The organism is Ruegeria sp. AD5, from assembly GCF_056542345.1.
Genome location: NZ_JBQFZR010000001.1, coordinates 125,978 through 143,875, shown reverse-complemented (window position 1 = coordinate 143,875; position 17,898 = coordinate 125,978). Strand labels below are relative to the sequence as shown.

The following is a 17,898-nucleotide window of genomic DNA, read 5'->3' as shown; positions in this document are numbered from 1 at the left end:
GGGTCATGGGCAATCGGTCAAAGAAACTCAGCGAACTGGCCCTGACCGCACGGGGAGGGGCCAATCCCGAAATCACCGGTCTGGCTGTCGACAGCCGCGAGGTCAAAGACGGTTTCCTCTTTGCAGCCCTTCCCGGCACCCGAGTCCATGGTGGAGACTTCATCCAATACGCCTTGCGCATGGGGGCCGCCGCGATCCTGACGGACGCGAAAGGGGCCGAGATCGCCACCGACGAACTGGCCGCATCCGATGCTGCGCTGATCGTCACGGAAGACCCCCGTCAGGCACTGGCAGGGGCCGCCGCCCTATGGTTTGGCGCGCAACCGCAGACCATCGTGGCGGTCACCGGCACCAATGGAAAAACCTCGGTCGCCAGTTTCGTCCGCCAGATCTGGACCGAGCTTGGACTTGCCGCCGTCAACCTGGGCACCACTGGGGTCGAGGGCGCATGGACTGCGCCGCTGGCCCATACCACACCCGAGCCGATCACTCTGCACCGCTGTCTTGCCGAGGCTGCCGAAAATGGCGTGACCCATGCGGCGATGGAGGCCTCCTCGCACGGGCTTGAACAGCGTCGCTTGGACGGGGTGCATCTGACCGCTGCCGGGTTCTCGAATTTCACGCAGGATCATCTGGACTATCACGACACGTTCGAGGCCTATTTCGCAGCCAAGGCGGGTCTGTTTGATCGTGTGCTGCCCGAAGACGGGGTCGCTGTGGTCAACCTTGGTGATCCCAAGGGTGCCGAGATGCGCAAGATCGCCGAGGCACGCGGCCAGAATATCATCACCGTGGGCCCTGAGGGTTCTGATCTTTGTCTTCTGAATCAACGCTTTGACGCGACCGGGCAGGATTTGCGCTTTTCATGGAAAGGCAAGGCCTATCAAACCCGCCTGAATCTGATCGGCGGCTTTCAGGCCGAGAACGTTTTGCTGGCTTGCGGATTGGTCATCGCGGCGGGCGAGGACCCCGACCGCGTGTTCGAAACCTTGCCGCACCTGATCACCGTGCGCGGACGGATGCAGCTGGCTGCCACCCGCGACAACGGCGCGGCGGTGTTTGTCGATTACGCGCATACGCCGGATGCCGTGGCCACTGCACTGAAGGCGATGCGCCCGCATGTCATGGGACGTCTGATCGCCATTGTTGGTGCAGGCGGTGACCGAGACGCCACTAAACGCCCATTGATGGGGCGGGCCGCTGCTGAAAACGCTGATCTGGTCTTTGTTACCGATGACAACCCACGCAGCGAAGACCCGGCCACCATCCGCGGTGCTGTCATGTTGGGCGCACCCGAAGCCACGGAAGTCGGCGACCGGGCCGAGGCCATCCTGCGCGGCATCGACGCGCTGCAACCGGGCGACGCTCTGCTGATTGCGGGCAAGGGACACGAAACCGGCCAGATCGTCGGAGATCAGGTCCTGCCCTTTGACGATGTGGAACAGGCCAGTATCAGCGTTGCCGCGCTGGACGGGAGGGTCGCATGACGCTCTGGACCGCAGCCGAGGCCGCAGAGGCCACCAACGGGCGCGCCACCACCGATTGGCAGGTGAACGGCGTCTCCATCGACACGCGCACCCTGCAGCCGGGTGACCTGTTCGTTGCGTTGAAGGCTGCCCGCGACGGCCATGATTTCGTCGCCCAAGCGCTTGTAAAAGGCGCAGGCGCAGCGCTTGTGTCGCATATTCCCGAAGGCGTGCCCGAAGATGCACCGCTGTTGATCGTCGACGATGTGCAGACGGGTCTAGAGGCGTTGGGGCAGGCGGCTCGCGCCCGGACAGGTGCGCGCGTGGTGGGGGTGACTGGCAGCGTGGGTAAGACCTCGACCAAGGAAATGCTGGCCAGCATTCTGGAGACGCAAGGCAAAACTCATGCCAGCGTCGCCAGCTACAATAACCATTGGGGCGTGCCTTTGACGCTGGCGCGAATGCCGCGCGACACCGAGTTCGCGGTGATCGAGATCGGCATGAATCATCCGGGCGAAATCGCTCCGCTGGCGCGTCAGGCGCAACCGCATGTGGGGCTGGTGACCACAGTAGCCGCCGTCCACCTCGAAGCCTTCGGCTCGGTTGCGGGTATTGCTTTTGAAAAGGCTGCGATCTTCGACGGGCTGACCGAGGGCGGCACTGCTATCGTCAATGCCGATATCGAACACGCGGGCATCTTGCGCGACTGCGCCGCTGCGCATGGTGCAAGGATCGTCGAATTTGGCCACACGGCGCGGGACTATGCCCTTACCAACGTGCTCCAAGGCCCTGACTCGGTGCGGGGACACGGTATTGTCGGCGGCGCAGACATCACATTCGATGTCCAATCCGCGGGAACTCACTTTGCTATGAATGCGCTGGGCGCTCTGGCGGCCTGTGTCGCGCTGGGGGTCGATCTGGATCAGGCGATTGCCGGTCTGCGCGGCTGGTCTCCGGTCAAAGGGCGCGGTGTGCGCGAGGTGATCGCGCTGCCAGATGGCGGGCAGATTGAACTGCTCGATGACAGCTACAACGCCAATCCAACCTCGATGGAGGCCGCTCTCGACGTGCTGTCTGCGTCGGCGAGCAAACGCAAGATCGCGTTTCTGGGCGACATGAAAGAGCTTGGTGCGCAAGAGCAGGCGATGCACGCCGCCATGGCCGAGGTGCCTGCGATGGCGCATGTCGATCATGTTCATTGCATCGGCCCTTTGATGCAAGCGCTGCATCAGGCTCTGCCCGAGGGCAAGCGCGGGTTGTGGACGGAAACCAGCGATGAGATGGCCGCCCATCTGCCGGAATTGATCCGTAGCGGCGATGTAGTGATGGCCAAGGGCTCTCTCAGCATGGCTCTGGCGCAGATCGTTGACGGTCTGCGGCAAATGGGGCATGGCAGCGCGCCAGAGAGCCGCCGTATTGTGAGAAAGGTTTTGTAATGCTCTATTGGTTAACCGCCCTGTCGGACGGAGGGGATTTCTGGAACCTCTTCCGCTATATCACCTTCCGGGCAGGGGGCGCCTTTCTGACTGCGCTAATCTTTGGGTTTCTGTTCGGAAAACCCTTGATCAACGTATTGCGCAAACGGCAAGGCAAAGGTCAACCGATCCGCGATGACGGCCCCGAGGCGCATCTGTCCAAGGCTGGAACCCCTACCATGGGCGGTCTGCTGATCGTGGGCGCTCTGGTCACGTCGACCCTGATCTGGGCGCGCTGGGACAATCCATATGTCTGGATGGTACTGTTCGTGACGCTGGCCTATGCGGCCATCGGCTTTGCGGACGATTATGCCAAGGTCTCAAAGCAGAACACCAAGGGCGTTTCCGGTAAGATGCGGTTGGCGCTGGGGATCATCATCGCCGTGCTGGCGTCACTCTGGGCGACGCTGCACCATCCCAGCGATTTGCAAAACCAACTGGCTCTGCCGGTGTTCAAGGATACGCTGATCAATCTTGGCCTTTTCTATATCCCTTTTGCGGTGATCGTCATTGTGGGTGCGGCCAACGCGGTGAATCTGACAGATGGTCTGGACGGGCTGGCGATCATGCCCGCGATGATCGCGGCCTCGACCCTTGGTGTGATTGCCTATGCGGTTGGGCGGGTCGACTTCACCGAGTATCTTGATGTTCACTATGTGCCTGGCACCGGTGAAATCTTCATCTTCACTTCAGCGCTGTTTGGTGCGGGGCTGGGATTCCTGTGGTACAACGCCCCTCCGGCGGCGGTTTTTATGGGTGATACCGGATCACTGGCTCTGGGCGGTGCGCTGGGCGCGATCGCCGTGGCTACCAAACACGAGTTGGTATTGGCAGTCGTGGGCGGGCTGTTCGTGGTTGAAGCTTTGAGTGTGATCATCCAGGTTCTTTATTTCAAACGGACCGGAAAGCGCGTGTTCCTGATGGCACCGATCCATCACCATTATGAGAAAAAGGGCTGGGCTGAACCCACCATCGTGATCCGGTTCTGGATCATTTCACTGATCTTAGCGATGATCGGGCTGGCGACGCTGAAAGTCAGATGAGCCCGCGTTGCGTCGTGCTTTCTGGATGCTCCGGTGGTGGTAAATCAACACTGCTGGAGGAGATGGCCCGTCGCGGATATTCAACAGTTTCCGAGCCGGGTCGTCGTGTCATTGCCGAGGAAAGACAAGGTGGTGGTCGCGCTCTGCCGTGGGTCAACTCCGAGGTATTCTGCCGCAGGATCATTGAACTTGCGATATCTGACTTCAGCAATGCCAAAGATGACCTTGTGCTATTTGATCGTTCGGCATTGGACGCGCTGATTTGGTTTGATCGAACCGGTACACCGTTGGAGACCAAAGTGCGTGAACAGATACTGCACTTGGGCTACGACCCATGCGTGTTTCTCTTTCCTCCTTGGCCTGAGATATTCGAACAGGATGATGACCGGCGGCACAACTTGGCCGCAGCTATTGCGGAATACGATGCTTTGTGCGACCGGTTACCAGACTATGGGTTCGTAATAGAAATCGTTCCAAAAGGGCCGGTCTCTTGGCGGGCGGACTGGCTGGAAGAGCGGCTCGGATAGAAGGTGTATGGCAATGATCCCGGTCAAAGGGTTTTCAGGGCAGAAAGTAGCGGTTCTGGGGCTAGGTCGGTCGGGTCTGACCACCGCACGAGCGCTGCGCGCTGGCAGGGCTGAGCCGATCTGCTGGGATGACAACCCCGCCGCGCGTGAAGCGGCAGAGGTCGAGGGATTCTCGTGTGTCGATCTGCGCCGCCACGGGGCGTTTGACGATATTGCCGCACTAATTGTCTCGCCCGGCATCCCTCATCTCTACCCCGCGCCGAACCCGGTTGTGGCCGCTGCGTTGGAAGCCGGAGTTCCGGTCGACAATGATATAGGTCTGTTCTTTCGCTCTTTCGCAGGCCCTGAATGGAACAACTACGACATCCCACCGCGCGTCATCGCGGTGACGGGATCGAATGGCAAATCAACCACCGCTGCGTTGATCCAACATATCCTGACCGAGGCCGGGCGCGACTCGCAACTGGCGGGTAACATTGGGCGCGGCGTGCTGGACATCGACCCAGGTGGCGATGGATCGGTCGTGGTACTGGAGCTATCGAGCTACCAGACCGAACTGGCCCGCGCACTGACGCCGGATGTGGCGGTTTTCACCAATCTTTCACCTGATCACTTGGACCGACATGGTGGAATGGGTGGTTACTTTGCCGCCAAACGTCGCCTGTTCGCCGAAGGCGGCCCGGACCGCGCCGTGATCGGCATCGATGAAGCCGAGGGCGCGTTTCTGGCCGGGCAACTGGCCGAGGGGCCGTCGGATGACCGGGTGATCCGCGTCTCGGTGGCGCGCAAGCTGACCGGGGCGGGTTGGCAGGTCTTTGCCCGCAAGGGTTTCCTGTCGGAATACCGCAAGGGCCGTCAGGCGGGTGCGATTGATCTGCGAGAGATCAAAGGATTGCCCGGTGCGCATAACCATCAGAACGCATGTGCTGCCTATGCCGCCTGTCGCTCATTGGGCCTTGCGCCGCGCGTCATAGAAGATGCGCTGCACAGTTTCCCCGGTCTGCCGCATCGTAGCCAGATCATCGCCGAGGCGGATGGCGTGACCTATGTGAACGACTCGAAAGCCACCAACGTAGATAGCGCCCTCAAAGCGTTGAGCGCGTTCAAGAAGATACGTTGGATCTGTGGCGGGCTTGAGAAAGAAGGCGGGCTTGAGGCGCTGAACGGGGCAGGGGACCACGTAATCAAGGCCTACGTCATCGGGCGTGAGGCGGCTAGCTTTGCAATGCAGTTGCAGGCCGATGCGCAAGTCTGCACCACTATGGAAGCGGCGGTTATGCAGGCCATGGCCGATGCGCAGCCCGGTGAAACCGTTCTATTGGCACCTGCTGCGGCCAGTTTCGACCAGTATGACAACTTCGAACAACGTGGCGATGACTTCGTGGCTCAGGTTAAAAAACGCCTCTGAAAGCAATGCGTTTGCAATAGATCGCCGGTTCGGCGAAGCTGTGGGCCTATCTGCTTGACGCACTGCCTGCATTGGTTTTTGCCTTCAGGAAATTCAACACGAGGTCATGAATATGCCAAACCGTAAACTTCTTCTGGTCGTTCCAGCGCTGCTGGCTGCTGCGGCTTGCACCAATACCGGGGCCAACTATCAGCCCGTGATCGATGGCCCAGTAGGCCCGAACTACAACTCGGACCTGTATCAGTGCCAGCAACTTGCAGCCTCGCAGGCCAGCGTTGACGGATCGACCGCAGGTAATGCCGCAATCGGCGCCGCAGGTGCTGCAGCCGTCACCGGCATCGTTCAGGACAGCAGCGACAACCTGGGTCGCGCCGCCGTTGCCGGTGCGTTGGTTGGTGCAGGTGCTGACGTGATCAACAAGAACCAGAACAAGGAAGTCATCGTGCGCAACTGTATGCGCGGACGGGGTTACAACGTCGTAGGCTAACGGCTTGCGATGGCACTTCCGGCGGCGTGGCCCGAGGACCACGCCCATTGGAAGTTGTAACCGCCAAGCCAGCCGGTGACATCCACCGCTTCACCAATAACATAGAGGCCGGGGACATCCCTGGCCTCCATCGTTTTGGACGACAGCCCGTCAGTGTCGATTCCGCCCAGAGTGACCTCGGCGGTGCGATAGCCCTCGGTGCCCGACGGCGTAAGCCGCCAGTTGGACAATGCGGCGATCAGTTCCGACAGCGCCGTGTCGGACTGATCCGCAAGATTGCCCTTCATCGGGATATGGTGTGCGAGGTATTCCACCAGACGCGTAGGCAAGTGGCGTGCCAATTCGGTGGTCAGCGCCTTGCGCCCAACAGCCTGCCGCTGATCGCGAAGCAGATCGTATAAAGGCAAATCAGGGATCAGGTTGACCCATATTGCCTCACCCTCGCGCCAGTACGAAGACAATTGCAGCACCGAAGGACCGCTCAACCCGCGATGGGTGAACAATAAAGGCTCGTCGAAACTGCTGCGCTCGTTTGACAGTCGAGCGGGCAGGGAGACGCCGGACAAATCCTTGAACCGACCGTCCGAGAAGGTGAACGGCACCAGCGCCGCTCGTGTCTCGGTTATCTGCAGCCCGAATTGCTGCGCGATGTCATAGGCCAACCCCGTCGCGCCCATTTTGGGGACCGATTTGCCACCCGTGGCCAGAACCAGATTACGACAGGTCAGAGGGATGTGCTTGCCATCGCGTTCGACATCCAAAGCGAAACCGCTTTCGGTTTTGCGCAAGTTGCGCAGCGACGTCTGCACCCAGAGCTCGGCCTCGGCCTTGACCATTTCATTCAGCAGCATCTGGACGATCTGTTTCGAAGACCCGTCGCAGAACAATTGCCCAAGCGTTTTTTCATGCCATGCAATGCCATGGCGATCGACCAGTTCGATGAAGTCCCACTGTGTATATCGCGCCAGCGCTGATTTGCTGAAATGCGGATTCTGAGACAGGAAATTGCCCGGTCCCGCATACATATTGGTGAAATTGCATCGTCCACCACCCGAGATGCGGATCTTTTCTCCGGGAGCTTTTGCATGGTCGATCACCAGCGCCTGGCCACCGCAATGGGCTGCGCACATCATGCCGGCCGCGCCAGCACCGAGGATGATCGTCTCGAAATCCATATGCTGCGCATGGCGTGGATTGTGAGCGATGGCAAGAGCGCAGACCAAAAACGGTGTGGGTTTGGCCCACGGAATTTCTCAGCAGCACTTGGGTTTGTGCCATATGGTATGTGGATTTTTAGTCGTAGTGCATCCTGACATGCTAGGCTCTGTGCTAATGCTTGCCGGTTAGATCCATTTAAAGGGATAAAAATATGCGCTTTCCAAACTTCATTACAGACTTTCCAAGACTAGACGTGCCATTTCCCGAAGACGTCGTGCAGACGGCAGTCATTCGATCTGATGCTGGTTTGGTCGCCTTTTTTACTTTTCTTAAAGAAATGGAACTCCCACTACATTCACATGGTGCCCAATGGGGTACGGTGGTGGAAGGAGAAATTGAACTCACCATTGGCGGAGAGACGAAAGTTTATCTGCCCGGCGACAGCTATTCTATCCCAGCCGGAGTGGAGCATGGCGGGCGCATCAAGGCGGGTTCCCGAGTGATCGATGTGTTTGAAGAGCCTGACAGATACCCCATCAAAGACTGACGATTTACTTTTTGAACAATGACGTTGGGCGCGGTTGGTAGTTGGATGAACTCAAACCGAGCCTCAACGGGCCGTCGATCAGAACAGGCAGCATGCGCTGCTTGAATGCATGCGCGTTTGTCAACGGCGGCTCATCGTTCCGGAATTCCAGTTCTGCCTGTCATTCTGCTAGCCCAAATGTAAAAATCCCTGTAGACTCTCAATCAGATCCCGAAAACGGGACGTTAACGAGGCAGATAGTGGCGGTATCTCATGACTGAGATGGTGTATGGCGCGGTCCAGGACCAGCGCGGCGAACCGATTCTTCCGAAGTGGTGGCGAACGATTGATCGCTGGACGATGTCCTGCGTCCTGATCCTGTTTGTCATCGGGCTTTTGCTGGGGCTAGCCTCGTCGCCGCCACTAGCGGGGCGTAACGGGTTCGATCCTTTCCACTATGTAGAACGTCAGGCGATCTTTGGCGGGCTGGCGCTGGTCGCGATGCTGCTGACCTCAATGATGTCGCCGACACTGGTGCGGCGGCTGGCGATTCTGGGCTTTCTGGCCTCGTTCGTGGCGCTGGCCTTCTTGCCGGTCTTCGGTACAGACTTTGGCAAAGGCGCGGTGCGCTGGTATTCGCTGGGTTTTGCCTCGTTGCAGCCATCCGAGTTCCTCAAGCCCGGTTTTGTCGTGGTGGCCGCATGGCTGTTGGCCGCATCACAGGAAATCAACGGCCCGCCGGGGCGGTTGTGGTCCTTTGCACTGTGTATGTCCATCGTGGCAATGCTGGTGATGCAGCCCGATTTCGGGCAGGCCTGCCTTATCCTTTTTGGTTGGGGTGTGATGTATTTTGTTGCCGGAGCCCCGATGCTATTGCTGGTCGGCATGGCCGGGGCGGTCGTTCTGGGCGGCATGTTTGCCTATTCCAATTCCGAGCACTTTGCCCGTCGTATCGATGGTTTCCTTAATCAGGAACTCGATCCGACCACCCAGCTTGGGTATGCCACCAATGCCATCCGCGAAGGCGGTCTATTCGGCGTCGGCGTGGGTGAGGGGCAGGTCAAGTGGTCTCTGCCTGATGCTCATACGGATTTCATCATCGCGGTCGCGGCCGAAGAATACGGGCTGATTCTGGTGCTGATCATCATCGCGCTGTACTCGCTGATCGTTGTGCGTTCGCTGCTGCGACTGATGCGCGAACGCGACATGTTCATCCGTCTGGCTGGCACTGGTCTAGCCTGCATGTTTGGCGTGCAGGCTATGATCAACATGGGCGTCGCCGTGCGTCTTCTGCCCGCCAAGGGCATGACGCTGCCGTTTGTCAGTTATGGCGGATCGTCCCTGATTGCAGGCGGCATCGCGGTTGGCATGTTGCTGGCCTTCACCCGAACCCGCCCGCAGGGCGAGCTGGGCGACATTCTGCGCGGACGAGGCTGATGGGCAAACCTTATCTACTAATCGCAGCAGGTGGCACCGGGGGCCACATGTTCCCCGCGCAGGCGTTGGCCGAGGCGATGCTGCAGAAAGGCTGGCGTGTGCGCCTGTCCACCGACCCGCGCGGAGCGCGCTATACCGGCGCGTTTCCTGCAGACGTCGAGATTGTCGAGGCATCCTCGGCCACCTTCGCCCGAGGCGGTTTGGCTGCCAAGATGTTGGTTGGACCCAAGATTGCTGCTGGAGTCACTGGCATGGCTGCGCAGATGATGCGTGACAAGCCGGATGTGGTGGTGGGCTTTGGCGGCTATCCGTCGATACCGGCGCTGGGCGCGGCCATCCTGCTGAAGCTGCCGCGTATGATCCATGAACAAAATGGCGTTCTGGGCCGGGTAAACCAACTGTTTGCCACGCGTGTGGCTCAAGTGGCCTGTGGTGTCTGGCCCACCGATCTGCCTGAAGGGTCCAAGGGCATACACACTGGTAACCCGGTTCGCGCCTCCGTTCTTGAACGCGCTGCTGCCCCCTATATCCCGCCTGGGGAGTACCCGATGTCTGTCCTGGTGATGGGCGGCTCACAGGGCGCACGTATCCTCAGTGACGTGGTGCCGGGGGCCATCGCTGCGCTGCCTGAATATCTGCGCGGGTATATCCGCGTCTCGCATCAGGCCCGCGATGAGGATGGTGAACGGGTCAAGGCCTTTTACGCCGATCACGGCATACGCGCCGATGTACAGCCTTTCTTTGACGACGTACCTCGCCGTATGTCCGACGCGCAGCTGGTTGTCAGCCGGTCAGGTGCCTCCAGTATCGCCGACATTTCCGTGATTGGCCGCCCGTCGATTTTGATCCCGCTTGCCACGGCTGCCGGAGATCATCAAACAGCCAATGCGCGTGGATTGGTTCAGGCAGGCGGTGCGATCATGATCCCCGAAAACGCCCTTGACGTTCCCGCGCTGACACAGCAAATGACCACGGTTCTCACCAACCCCGAAGCCGCACAGCAAATGGCCCATGCCGCGCTATCGGTCGGGGCACCGGACGCCACCGAGCGTCTGGTCGCCCTTGTCGAGCAACTGGCGCAGAAGGAGACCTCATGAATCCAGCAACCAAACTGCCGCAGGACGTTGGACCGATCCACTTCGTGGGCATCGGTGGGATCGGGATGTCGGGTATCGCAGAGGTGCTTTTGAATCTTGGCTACCAGGTACAAGGTTCGGACCTGAAAACCTCGAAGATTACTGACCGGCTGGCTGGGCTGGGTGCTGAGATTTTCGAAGGCCAGCGTGCCGAGAACTTGCAGAATGCCGCCGTGGTCGTGGTATCGACCGCGATCAAACCGGGGAACCCGGAACTGGACGAAGCACGCGCGCAGGGCCTGCCGGTTGTCCGCCGCGCCGATATGCTGGCCGAACTGATGCGGCTGCGCTCGAATATTGCCATCGCCGGAACCCACGGAAAAACGACCACGACCACAATGATGGCCGAACTGATGGTTGCCGGCGATTTCGACCCCACTGTCATCAATGGCGGCATCATCCACGCCTATGGCAGCAACGCCCGCATGGGGCAGGGTGAATGGATGGTGGTTGAAGCGGATGAGAGCGACGGCTCATTCAATCGCCTACCTGCAACCATAGCCATCGTCACCAATATCGACCCTGAACACATGGAGCATTGGGGCGATTTCGATAAGCTGCGGGACGGGTTTTACGAGTTCGTCTCGAACCTGCCGTTTTATGGCCTGGCCGTCTGCTGCACAGATCATGCCGAGGTGCAGGCTCTGGTCGGCCGCATCTCGGACCGTCGTGTGCGCACCTATGGATTCAACGCACAGGCCGATGTGCGGGCCGAAAACCTGACCTATAAGGGTGGCGTCGCCCATTTCGACATCCACCTACGCCATGAAGACAAGGTGATCGAAGGTTGCACCTTGCCAATGCCCGGCGACCACAATGTCTCTAACGCGCTGAGCGCCGTGGCCGTGGCCCGTCATCTGGGCATGAAGGCCAGTGAAATCCGCGACGCGCTGGCCAATTTCGGCGGCGTCAACCGCCGTTTCACGAAGGTTGGAGAAATTGACGGCGTCACCATCATCGACGATTACGGCCACCATCCGGTCGAAATCGCCGCCGTTCTCAAGGCCGCACGTCAGGCCACCGAGGGCCGCGTCATCGCAGTCCACCAGCCGCACCGCTACTCCCGCCTGTCCGACCTGTTCGACGATTTCTGCACCTGCTTCAACGACGCCGACGTGGTCGCTATTGCGGAGGTCTTTGCTGCAGGCGAAGATCCGATCGAAGGTGCCAGCCGTGACGATCTTGTGCAGGGCCTGATCCGCCACGGCCACCGCCACGCGCGCGCGATCTTGAACGAAGAAGACCTGGCCCGCCTTGTCCGTGAACAGGCCCGCCCGGGCGATATGGTTGTCTGCCTCGGCGCAGGTACGATCAGTACCTGGGCCAACGGTTTGCCTGACCGGTTAATCGCCAAAGCGAGCTAACCTCGTGGCGCTATCGCTCATACTCGCCTGCGTCTGGGTCTTCGCTTCCACCATTGTGGCGATGCTGCCGATGCACCTGCAATTCCCACCGGGTGTTGTACTGTTTGCCAGCGCGCCTGCTCTGATTCTGTGGCTGAGTTTAGACTATGGCTGGTTCGTCGGAGTCCTGGCTGCTGGCGGTTTTGTTTCGATGTACCGCAACCCGATCCGCTACTACTGGCGCAAGTGGACGGGTAAAGAGGTGTCGGAATGAACTGGTCGATTGCGCTTGCCGGTCTGTGGGGTGTTGTCGCCAACGTGTTGGCGATGTTGCCCAGCAAGGACAACCATTGGCGGCGCGCCTATTTCCTGATCGCCGTTGGCGTCCCCATCCTAGGCTATGTCACCTATGAAAATGGTCCATGGATCGGGCTGCTGGTCCTGGCGGCAGGTATGTCAGTTCTGCGTTGGCCGGTGATTTACCTCACCCGTTGGACAAAGGCGAAAATGCAGGGCATGAAGGCGGCGAACAAGTAACTGGCCATTTTCAGGAGGCCCCCATGGTCGACATCGCCACTTTCGCCTATTTGCCGCTGATTACCCTGATCCTCGGGACGCTTGCGGGTTTTGTCGCCGCGCGCTGGATCGGCCTCAAGGCACTGCTGTGGCTGATCGGGCTGACCTCGGCCCTTGGTCTGGTACTGATCATAGTGCTGGCCGGTGTCGGGACAGGAGAAGAAGAACAGGCGTTCGGACCCTTCGTCTGGCTGACCGGTGCGGTCCTGCCCTTCCTGTTTGCGGTGATCATGGGGGGAGTAGGCGGGCGCAGCCTTGCATCGCGGGAAGGCGCATGAGCGAACTGCCCGACGTCCGTGGCCGCCTGTCCGCGGCGCGTTCTCTTTCCGAACTCACCTGGCTGCGCGTCGGCGGACCAGCGGATTATCTGTTTCAACCCGCCGATACCGAAGACCTTCAGTCGTTTCTGCGTGATCTGCCTGCGGATGTTCCCATCTTTCCTATGGGTGTCGGATCCAATCTGATCGTACGTGATGGTGGTCTGCGGGCGGTGGTGATCCGATTGGGGCGCGGGTTCAATGGTATCTCGGTCGACGGCAATACCGTCAGCGCGGGTGCCGCCGCGCTGGATGCGCATGTGGCGCGTAAAGCAGCGGATGGAGGTGTGGACCTGACTTTCCTGCGCACGATACCAGGCTCGATCGGCGGGGCCGTGCGCATGAACGCGGGCTGTTACGGCAGCTATACGGCGGATGTGCTGCAAAAGGCTACCGTGGTCACCCGCGCCGGAGAGATCGTGGACCTGACCCCGCAAGACCTCAGCTTCCGCTATCGCCAGTCCGACCTGCCCGAAGGCGCGGTGCTGATCTCGGCGACGTTTCAAGGCCCCTCGGGCGATCCAGCTGAGCTGCACGCTCGCATGGAGGCGCAGCTAAAAAAGCGCGACGAAACTCAACCCACCAAGGACCGCAGCGCCGGGTCGACCTTCCGTAATCCAGCCGGGTTCTCGTCGACTGGGCGCGCGGACGATGTGCATGACCTCAAGGCGTGGAAAGTGATCGATGACGCGGGTATGCGCGGGGCCACAAAAGGTGGCGCGCAGATGAGTCCCAAACACTCGAATTTCATGATCAATACAGGCGACGCCACCGCCGCAGACCTCGAAGGTCTGGGCGAAGAGGTGCGAAAAAAGGTTTACGAAACAAGCGGCATCACGCTAGAGTGGGAAATCATGCGGGTCGGTGATCCGCTGGAAGAATAAAGCCCCGACCGTCAGACCATAACAGGCAAATTAGGACGACGGATCAAAGGCATAAACGCAGTACGGACCACCACATAAGGTCCGGGGACATTGAGGCGCACATTGGGTATGTCGAGCAGGACAAACCTCAAAGTGGCGGTATTGATGGGTGGCCCCTCGGCGGAACGCGAGGTGTCTCTCAGCTCTGGGCGCGAATGCGCAGCCGCTCTTGTGGGTGAAGGCTTTGAAGTGGTCGAACTGGACGCAGGTCCGGACCTTGCTGCTCGCCTTACCGATATCCAACCCGATGTGGTGTTCAACGCCCTGCATGGACGCTGGGGCGAGGATGGCTGTGTGCAGGGGCTACTGGAATGGATGCGCATTCCTTACACGCATTCCGGCGTGCTGGCTTCGGCCCTTGCGATGGACAAGCAACGCAGCAAAGAGGTCTACGCCGCCGAAGGATTACCCATCGTACCCAGCCTGATCGTTCCCAAGGTCGAGGTGGTCGAGGTCCATGTGATGGAGCCGCCCTATGTTGCCAAGCCCAACAACGAAGGCTCCAGCGTCGGCATCTATATCGTGCATGAAAATGCCAACGGCCCGCCGCAACTGGACGAGGCGATGCCTGATCAGGTGATGGTCGAGAAATACGTCGCGGGCCGGGAACTGACCGTGACCGTGATGGGCGATCGCGCCCTGACGGTGACCGAGATCATGACCGATGGCGGTTGGTACGATTATGATGCCAAGTACAAGCCCGGCGGCTCGTGGCATGTGCTGCCCGCCGAGATCCCGCAGGATATCTTTGACCGCTGCATGGACTATGCGGTTAAGGCGCATATTGCGCTGGGGTGTCGCGGCGTGTCCCGCACCGATTACCGCTGGGATGACAGCAAGGGTGCCGACGGGCTGTTCCTGCTGGAAACCAACACCCAGCCCGGCATGACGCCGACTTCGCTGGTGCCCGAACAGGCCGAGCATCTTGGCATCAGTTTCGGCCAGCTCTGCGCCTGGATGGTGGAGGATGCCTCATGCGACCGCTGACCGCCACCCGCGCGCCGGTGATCCACCGGACCAAACCGTTGGCGGGGCCGGATGCCGATTTCACCGCCGCGCCAAGGCCCGAGCCCAAAACCGAACCTAAGCTGCATTTGCGCGGGGCGCGTCTTTTTGGCCGCGCGCGCAACGCGGACCCCGCGCCCTCGCGCCTCAGCTACCGCTTTCAGCGCTGGATGCTCACCCCCGGCATCCGGCGCGGGCTAAAAATTGGCCTGCCGGTTCTGGCCGTCTTTGGTTTGGTGGGTGGCTTCTTTGCCGCCGAAGAACGTCGTGAGGCGGTCAGTACCTATATCGCCGACATCAAGACCTCGATCCAGGAGCGCCCCGAATTCATGGTCAACTTGATGGCCATCGACGGGGCAGGAACCGCACTGTCTGAGGATATCCGCGAGATCGTGCCGCTCGATTTCCCGCTCAGCTCGTGGGATCTGGATGTGGAGTTGATCCGCGACACCATCACCGGGCTTGACCCGGTGAAATCGGCAACCGTACGCATTCGCCCTGGCGGGATTCTTCAGGTTGATGTGGTCGAACGCCAGCCGGTCATCGTCTGGCGCACCCGAGACGGGATCGAGCTATTGGATGAAACCGGAGCTCATGTTGACCGTGTTTCAGCACGCGCCGATCACGCAGCCCTGCCACTGATCGCAGGGAAGGGCGCGAACAAACATGTCCCCGAGGCGCTGCAAATCCTGACCACAGCCCGCAGCTTGGGCGAACGCGTGCGCGGTTTGGTGCGCGTTGGCGAACGGCGCTGGGATCTGGTGCTGGATCGAAACCAGCGCATCATGTTGCCGACCGAACGTCCGGCGCGCGCGCTGGAACGCGTGTTGGCGGTGAACGAGGTTCAGGACCTTCTGGAACGTGACGTGGCCGTGGTCGACATGCGACTGGGGCAGCGACCGACCATCCGAATGAACAAAACGGCCAGCGAAGACTGGTGGAACACAAAAGTAGATGTGAGTAGCGGGCAGTAACGACCATGATGACCGATCTTTATCAGTCCCAAAGGGCTATGCGGCAGATGCGCCGACAGGCAATGCAACGCGGTGTAGTTGCTATCCTGGATGTCGGCAGCTCCAAAATCGCTTGCCTTGTATTGCGCTTCGACGGGACGGGGCGGTTGTCCGAGGATAACTCGATCGGCTCGATGGCCGGACAAACCGGTTTCCGGGTCATTGGCGCTGCGACCACCCGTTCGCGCGGGGTGCAGTTCGGCGAGGTTACCGCGATGCAGGAAACCGAGCGCGCCATCCGCACCGCGCTGCAGGCGGCGCAGAAGATGGCCGATATCCGCGTCGATCACGTGATTGCATCCTTCTCAGGGGCGAACCCGCGTTCCTACGGGCTGGATGCGCAGGTTGATCTGGAAGGCCAATTGGTTACCGAAGCCGAGGTCGGTCGTGTCCTGAACGCCTGCGACGTGCCCGATTACGGCGAAGGGCGCGAGGTACTGCATGCGCAACCGGTGAATTTCGCGCTCGACAACCGCTCGGGACTAATCGATCCGCGTGGACAGTTGGGGCAGAGCCTTGCAGTGGATATGCACATGCTAACCGTCGATGCGGTGGCGATCCAGAACATCGTCCGCTGCATCAAGCGCTGCGATCTGGAGCTGGCAGGGATTGCGAACTCAGCCTATGTCTCGGGCATTTCCGCATTGGTCGAGGACGAACAGGAGTTGGGCGCGGCCTGTATTGATTTGGGCGGCGGCACCACCAGCATCTCGATCTTCATGAAGAAACACATGATCTATGCCGATTGCGTGCGCATGGGCGGGGATCACGTGACCAGCGACATTTCGATGGGCCTCGGCGTGCCCGCAGCGGTGGCCGAACGGATCAAGACCTTTAACGGTGGCGTTCACGCGACCGGAGCCGATGATCGCGACCTGATCGACATCGGTGGCGATACTGGCGATTGGGAGCATGACCGCCGTACCGTCAGCCGTGCCGAGTTGATCGGCATCATGCGCCCCCGCGTCGAGGAGATTCTCGAAGAGGTGCGTACTCGTCTGGACGCTGCCGGTTTCGACCACCTGCCAAGCCAGCAGATCGTTCTGACTGGTGGTGGCAGCCAGATCATGGGGCTAGACGGGCTTGCCAGCCGGATTCTGGGTCAGCGTGTTCGTTTGGGCCGCCCGCTGCGCGTTCATGGCTTGCCGCAATCCGCGACCGGGCCCGGTTTTTCTTCGGCAGTGGGGCTTAGCCTGTTTGCGGCGCATCCTCAGGACGAATGGTGGGATTTTGAGATCCCGGTCGACACCTATGCCGCGCGCCCGTTCAAGCGCGCCGTGCGCTGGTTCCGTGACAATTGGTAATGCCCTGCGTGGTGCAGCCGTTGGCGCGGCCCTTGGGCCCGCTGCGGCCCCGGCTCAAACCCTGATTACGCCAGAGGCGTTTCTGAGCGCCGTCGTTGGCAAAACGATCACCTTCCATGAAATCCGAAGCGGTATGTTGGTCGGAACTGAGGAATTTCTCAGCCCGACTCTCTCGGTCTGGCGGATGGAGGGGCGGGGCTGTGTCTATGGCCAGATCACCACGCCAAATGGCCAGATCTGTTTTCTGTACGATGATGCGCCCGATGGCCTGCTAGTCTGCTGGTGGCCCTACCTGTACAATGACCGGCTGATGGTGCGGCTGGCGCGCTTCGTCGGCAGCGAAACGCAAGAGGTCCGTAGCATCTCTGAAGATGGCCTGAATTGCCCAAGTGCCCCGGTAGGCTAAAGAAATCAGTTGCGGCAACTGCCAAATTGCCGCAAAATAAGGTTCAAGGCCCGGCAGAGGCCCAGCGGCAGGACATTGAGCAGTTTTCCGCGACCAAACGAGTGACTAAAAGTTTTCGCATCCCCTCAAGGCGGGTGGGGTCTTTCCGTGTGTAGTGGCGCATGAGCCTTTCGCCGCAACATGTCGCGGTAACAGCGAAATGCCGCTGTTTGCTGCCTTATTTCCTCCATATTTTGTGGATTCGTGCGATTTTTCTGGTGACGTTTCCGAAATGACACAGTAAAATCGACTGTGGATAGGTCAGAAAAACCGCATTTTGCGGCAACATAAAAAACAGGCGGACAGAGC

General features: G+C 60.1%; 19 protein-coding genes. 18 read left to right on the top strand and 1 reads right to left on the bottom strand.

Annotated features, from left to right (window positions below; translation table 11 throughout):
* Positions 1–5: 5 nt before the first annotated feature.
* From ACR0JG_RS00680 to ACR0JG_RS00655, 6 genes are all read left to right on the top strand, one after another.
* Positions 6–1,487, top strand: coding sequence for a UDP-N-acetylmuramoyl-L-alanyl-D-glutamate--2,6-diaminopimelate ligase (locus ACR0JG_RS00680; RefSeq protein WP_480567201.1), 1,482 nt, complete (start codon positions 6–8; stop codon positions 1,485–1,487).
* Positions 1,484–2,902: a UDP-N-acetylmuramoyl-tripeptide--D-alanyl-D-alanine ligase gene (locus tag ACR0JG_RS00675; protein WP_480567200.1), complete on the top strand. Its 1,419-nt coding sequence runs from the start codon at positions 1,484–1,486 to the stop codon at positions 2,900–2,902. The genes ACR0JG_RS00680 and ACR0JG_RS00675 overlap by 4 nt, the downstream gene beginning before the upstream one ends.
* A complete protein-coding gene (gene mraY / locus ACR0JG_RS00670; RefSeq protein WP_170392049.1) occupies positions 2,902–3,984 on the top strand; it encodes a phospho-N-acetylmuramoyl-pentapeptide-transferase in 1,083 nt (360 codons plus the stop codon). The genes ACR0JG_RS00675 and mraY overlap by 1 nt, the downstream gene beginning before the upstream one ends.
* Positions 3,981–4,511 (top strand): AAA family ATPase, encoded by a 531-nt coding sequence (locus tag ACR0JG_RS00665; RefSeq protein ID WP_480567199.1) that lies wholly within the window; start codon positions 3,981–3,983, stop codon positions 4,509–4,511. The genes mraY and ACR0JG_RS00665 overlap by 4 nt, the downstream gene beginning before the upstream one ends.
* Positions 4,512–4,524: 13 nt before the next feature.
* The gene (gene murD, locus ACR0JG_RS00660) at positions 4,525–5,919 is read left to right on the top strand and encodes a UDP-N-acetylmuramoyl-L-alanine--D-glutamate ligase (protein ID WP_480568983.1); all 1,395 of its coding nucleotides are present in this window, start codon (positions 4,525–4,527) and stop codon (positions 5,917–5,919) included.
* Between the two features lie 112 nt (positions 5,920–6,031).
* A complete protein-coding gene (locus ACR0JG_RS00655) occupies positions 6,032–6,406 on the top strand; it encodes a glycine zipper family protein (protein WP_255611713.1) in 375 nt (124 codons plus the stop codon).
* On the opposite strand, the gene ACR0JG_RS00650 is transcribed toward ACR0JG_RS00655, so the two are convergent.
* Positions 6,403–7,581 (bottom strand): BaiN/RdsA family NAD(P)/FAD-dependent oxidoreductase, encoded by a 1,179-nt coding sequence (locus ACR0JG_RS00650; RefSeq protein ID WP_480567198.1) that lies wholly within the window; start codon positions 7,579–7,581, stop codon positions 6,403–6,405. The two genes, ACR0JG_RS00655 and ACR0JG_RS00650, sit on opposite strands and share 4 nt — an antisense overlap.
* Before the next feature lie 194 nt (positions 7,582–7,775).
* On the opposite strand from ACR0JG_RS00650, the gene ACR0JG_RS00645 reads away from it, so the two are divergent.
* From ACR0JG_RS00645 to ACR0JG_RS00590, 12 genes are all read left to right on the top strand, one after another.
* The gene (locus ACR0JG_RS00645) at positions 7,776–8,111 is read left to right on the top strand and encodes a cupin domain-containing protein (protein WP_170392042.1); all 336 of its coding nucleotides are present in this window, start codon (positions 7,776–7,778) and stop codon (positions 8,109–8,111) included.
* A 252-nt stretch (positions 8,112–8,363) separates the two neighbouring features.
* Positions 8,364–9,527 (top strand): putative lipid II flippase FtsW, encoded by a 1,164-nt coding sequence (gene ftsW / locus ACR0JG_RS00640; RefSeq protein ID WP_170392040.1) that lies wholly within the window; start codon positions 8,364–8,366, stop codon positions 9,525–9,527.
* On the top strand, positions 9,527–10,624 hold the full coding sequence (locus tag ACR0JG_RS00635; RefSeq protein WP_170392038.1) for a UDP-N-acetylglucosamine--N-acetylmuramyl-(pentapeptide) pyrophosphoryl-undecaprenol N-acetylglucosamine transferase: 1,098 nt from the start codon (positions 9,527–9,529) through the stop codon (positions 10,622–10,624). The genes ftsW and ACR0JG_RS00635 overlap by 1 nt, the downstream gene beginning before the upstream one ends.
* Positions 10,621–12,027, top strand: a complete 1,407-nt coding sequence (murC, locus tag ACR0JG_RS00630; protein ID WP_170594761.1) for a UDP-N-acetylmuramate--L-alanine ligase — start codon at positions 10,621–10,623, stop codon at positions 12,025–12,027. The genes ACR0JG_RS00635 and murC overlap by 4 nt, the downstream gene beginning before the upstream one ends.
* A 4-nt stretch (positions 12,028–12,031) precedes the next feature.
* The gene (locus ACR0JG_RS00625) at positions 12,032–12,280 is read left to right on the top strand and encodes a DUF2484 family protein (protein WP_170401374.1); all 249 of its coding nucleotides are present in this window, start codon (positions 12,032–12,034) and stop codon (positions 12,278–12,280) included.
* Positions 12,277–12,543, top strand: coding sequence for a DUF2484 family protein (locus tag ACR0JG_RS00620; protein WP_170392032.1), 267 nt, complete (start codon positions 12,277–12,279; stop codon positions 12,541–12,543). Before ACR0JG_RS00625 ends, ACR0JG_RS00620 begins: the two co-directional genes overlap by 4 nt.
* A 23-nt stretch (positions 12,544–12,566) precedes the next feature.
* A complete protein-coding gene (locus ACR0JG_RS00615; RefSeq protein WP_170401372.1) occupies positions 12,567–12,860 on the top strand; it encodes a hypothetical protein in 294 nt (97 codons plus the stop codon).
* The gene (gene murB, locus ACR0JG_RS00610; protein ID WP_480567197.1) at positions 12,857–13,783 is read left to right on the top strand and encodes a UDP-N-acetylmuramate dehydrogenase; all 927 of its coding nucleotides are present in this window, start codon (positions 12,857–12,859) and stop codon (positions 13,781–13,783) included. The genes ACR0JG_RS00615 and murB overlap by 4 nt, the downstream gene beginning before the upstream one ends.
* Positions 13,784–13,891: 108 nt before the next feature.
* Positions 13,892–14,809 carry a D-alanine--D-alanine ligase gene (locus tag ACR0JG_RS00605; RefSeq protein WP_480567196.1) on the top strand — a complete coding sequence of 306 codons (918 nt, stop codon included), beginning with the start codon at positions 13,892–13,894 and terminating at the stop codon, positions 14,807–14,809.
* Positions 14,797–15,801 carry a cell division protein FtsQ/DivIB gene (locus ACR0JG_RS00600; protein ID WP_170512290.1) on the top strand — a complete coding sequence of 335 codons (1,005 nt, stop codon included), beginning with the start codon at positions 14,797–14,799 and terminating at the stop codon, positions 15,799–15,801. Before ACR0JG_RS00605 ends, ACR0JG_RS00600 begins: the two co-directional genes overlap by 13 nt.
* An 8-nt stretch (positions 15,802–15,809) precedes the next feature.
* Positions 15,810–17,144 carry a cell division protein FtsA gene (gene ftsA, locus ACR0JG_RS00595; protein ID WP_170392023.1) on the top strand — a complete coding sequence of 445 codons (1,335 nt, stop codon included), beginning with the start codon at positions 15,810–15,812 and terminating at the stop codon, positions 17,142–17,144.
* Positions 17,131–17,550 (top strand): hypothetical protein, encoded by a 420-nt coding sequence (locus ACR0JG_RS00590; protein ID WP_480562375.1) that lies wholly within the window; start codon positions 17,131–17,133, stop codon positions 17,548–17,550. Before ftsA ends, ACR0JG_RS00590 begins: the two co-directional genes overlap by 14 nt.
* The last annotated feature ends 348 nt before the right edge of the window (positions 17,551–17,898 follow it).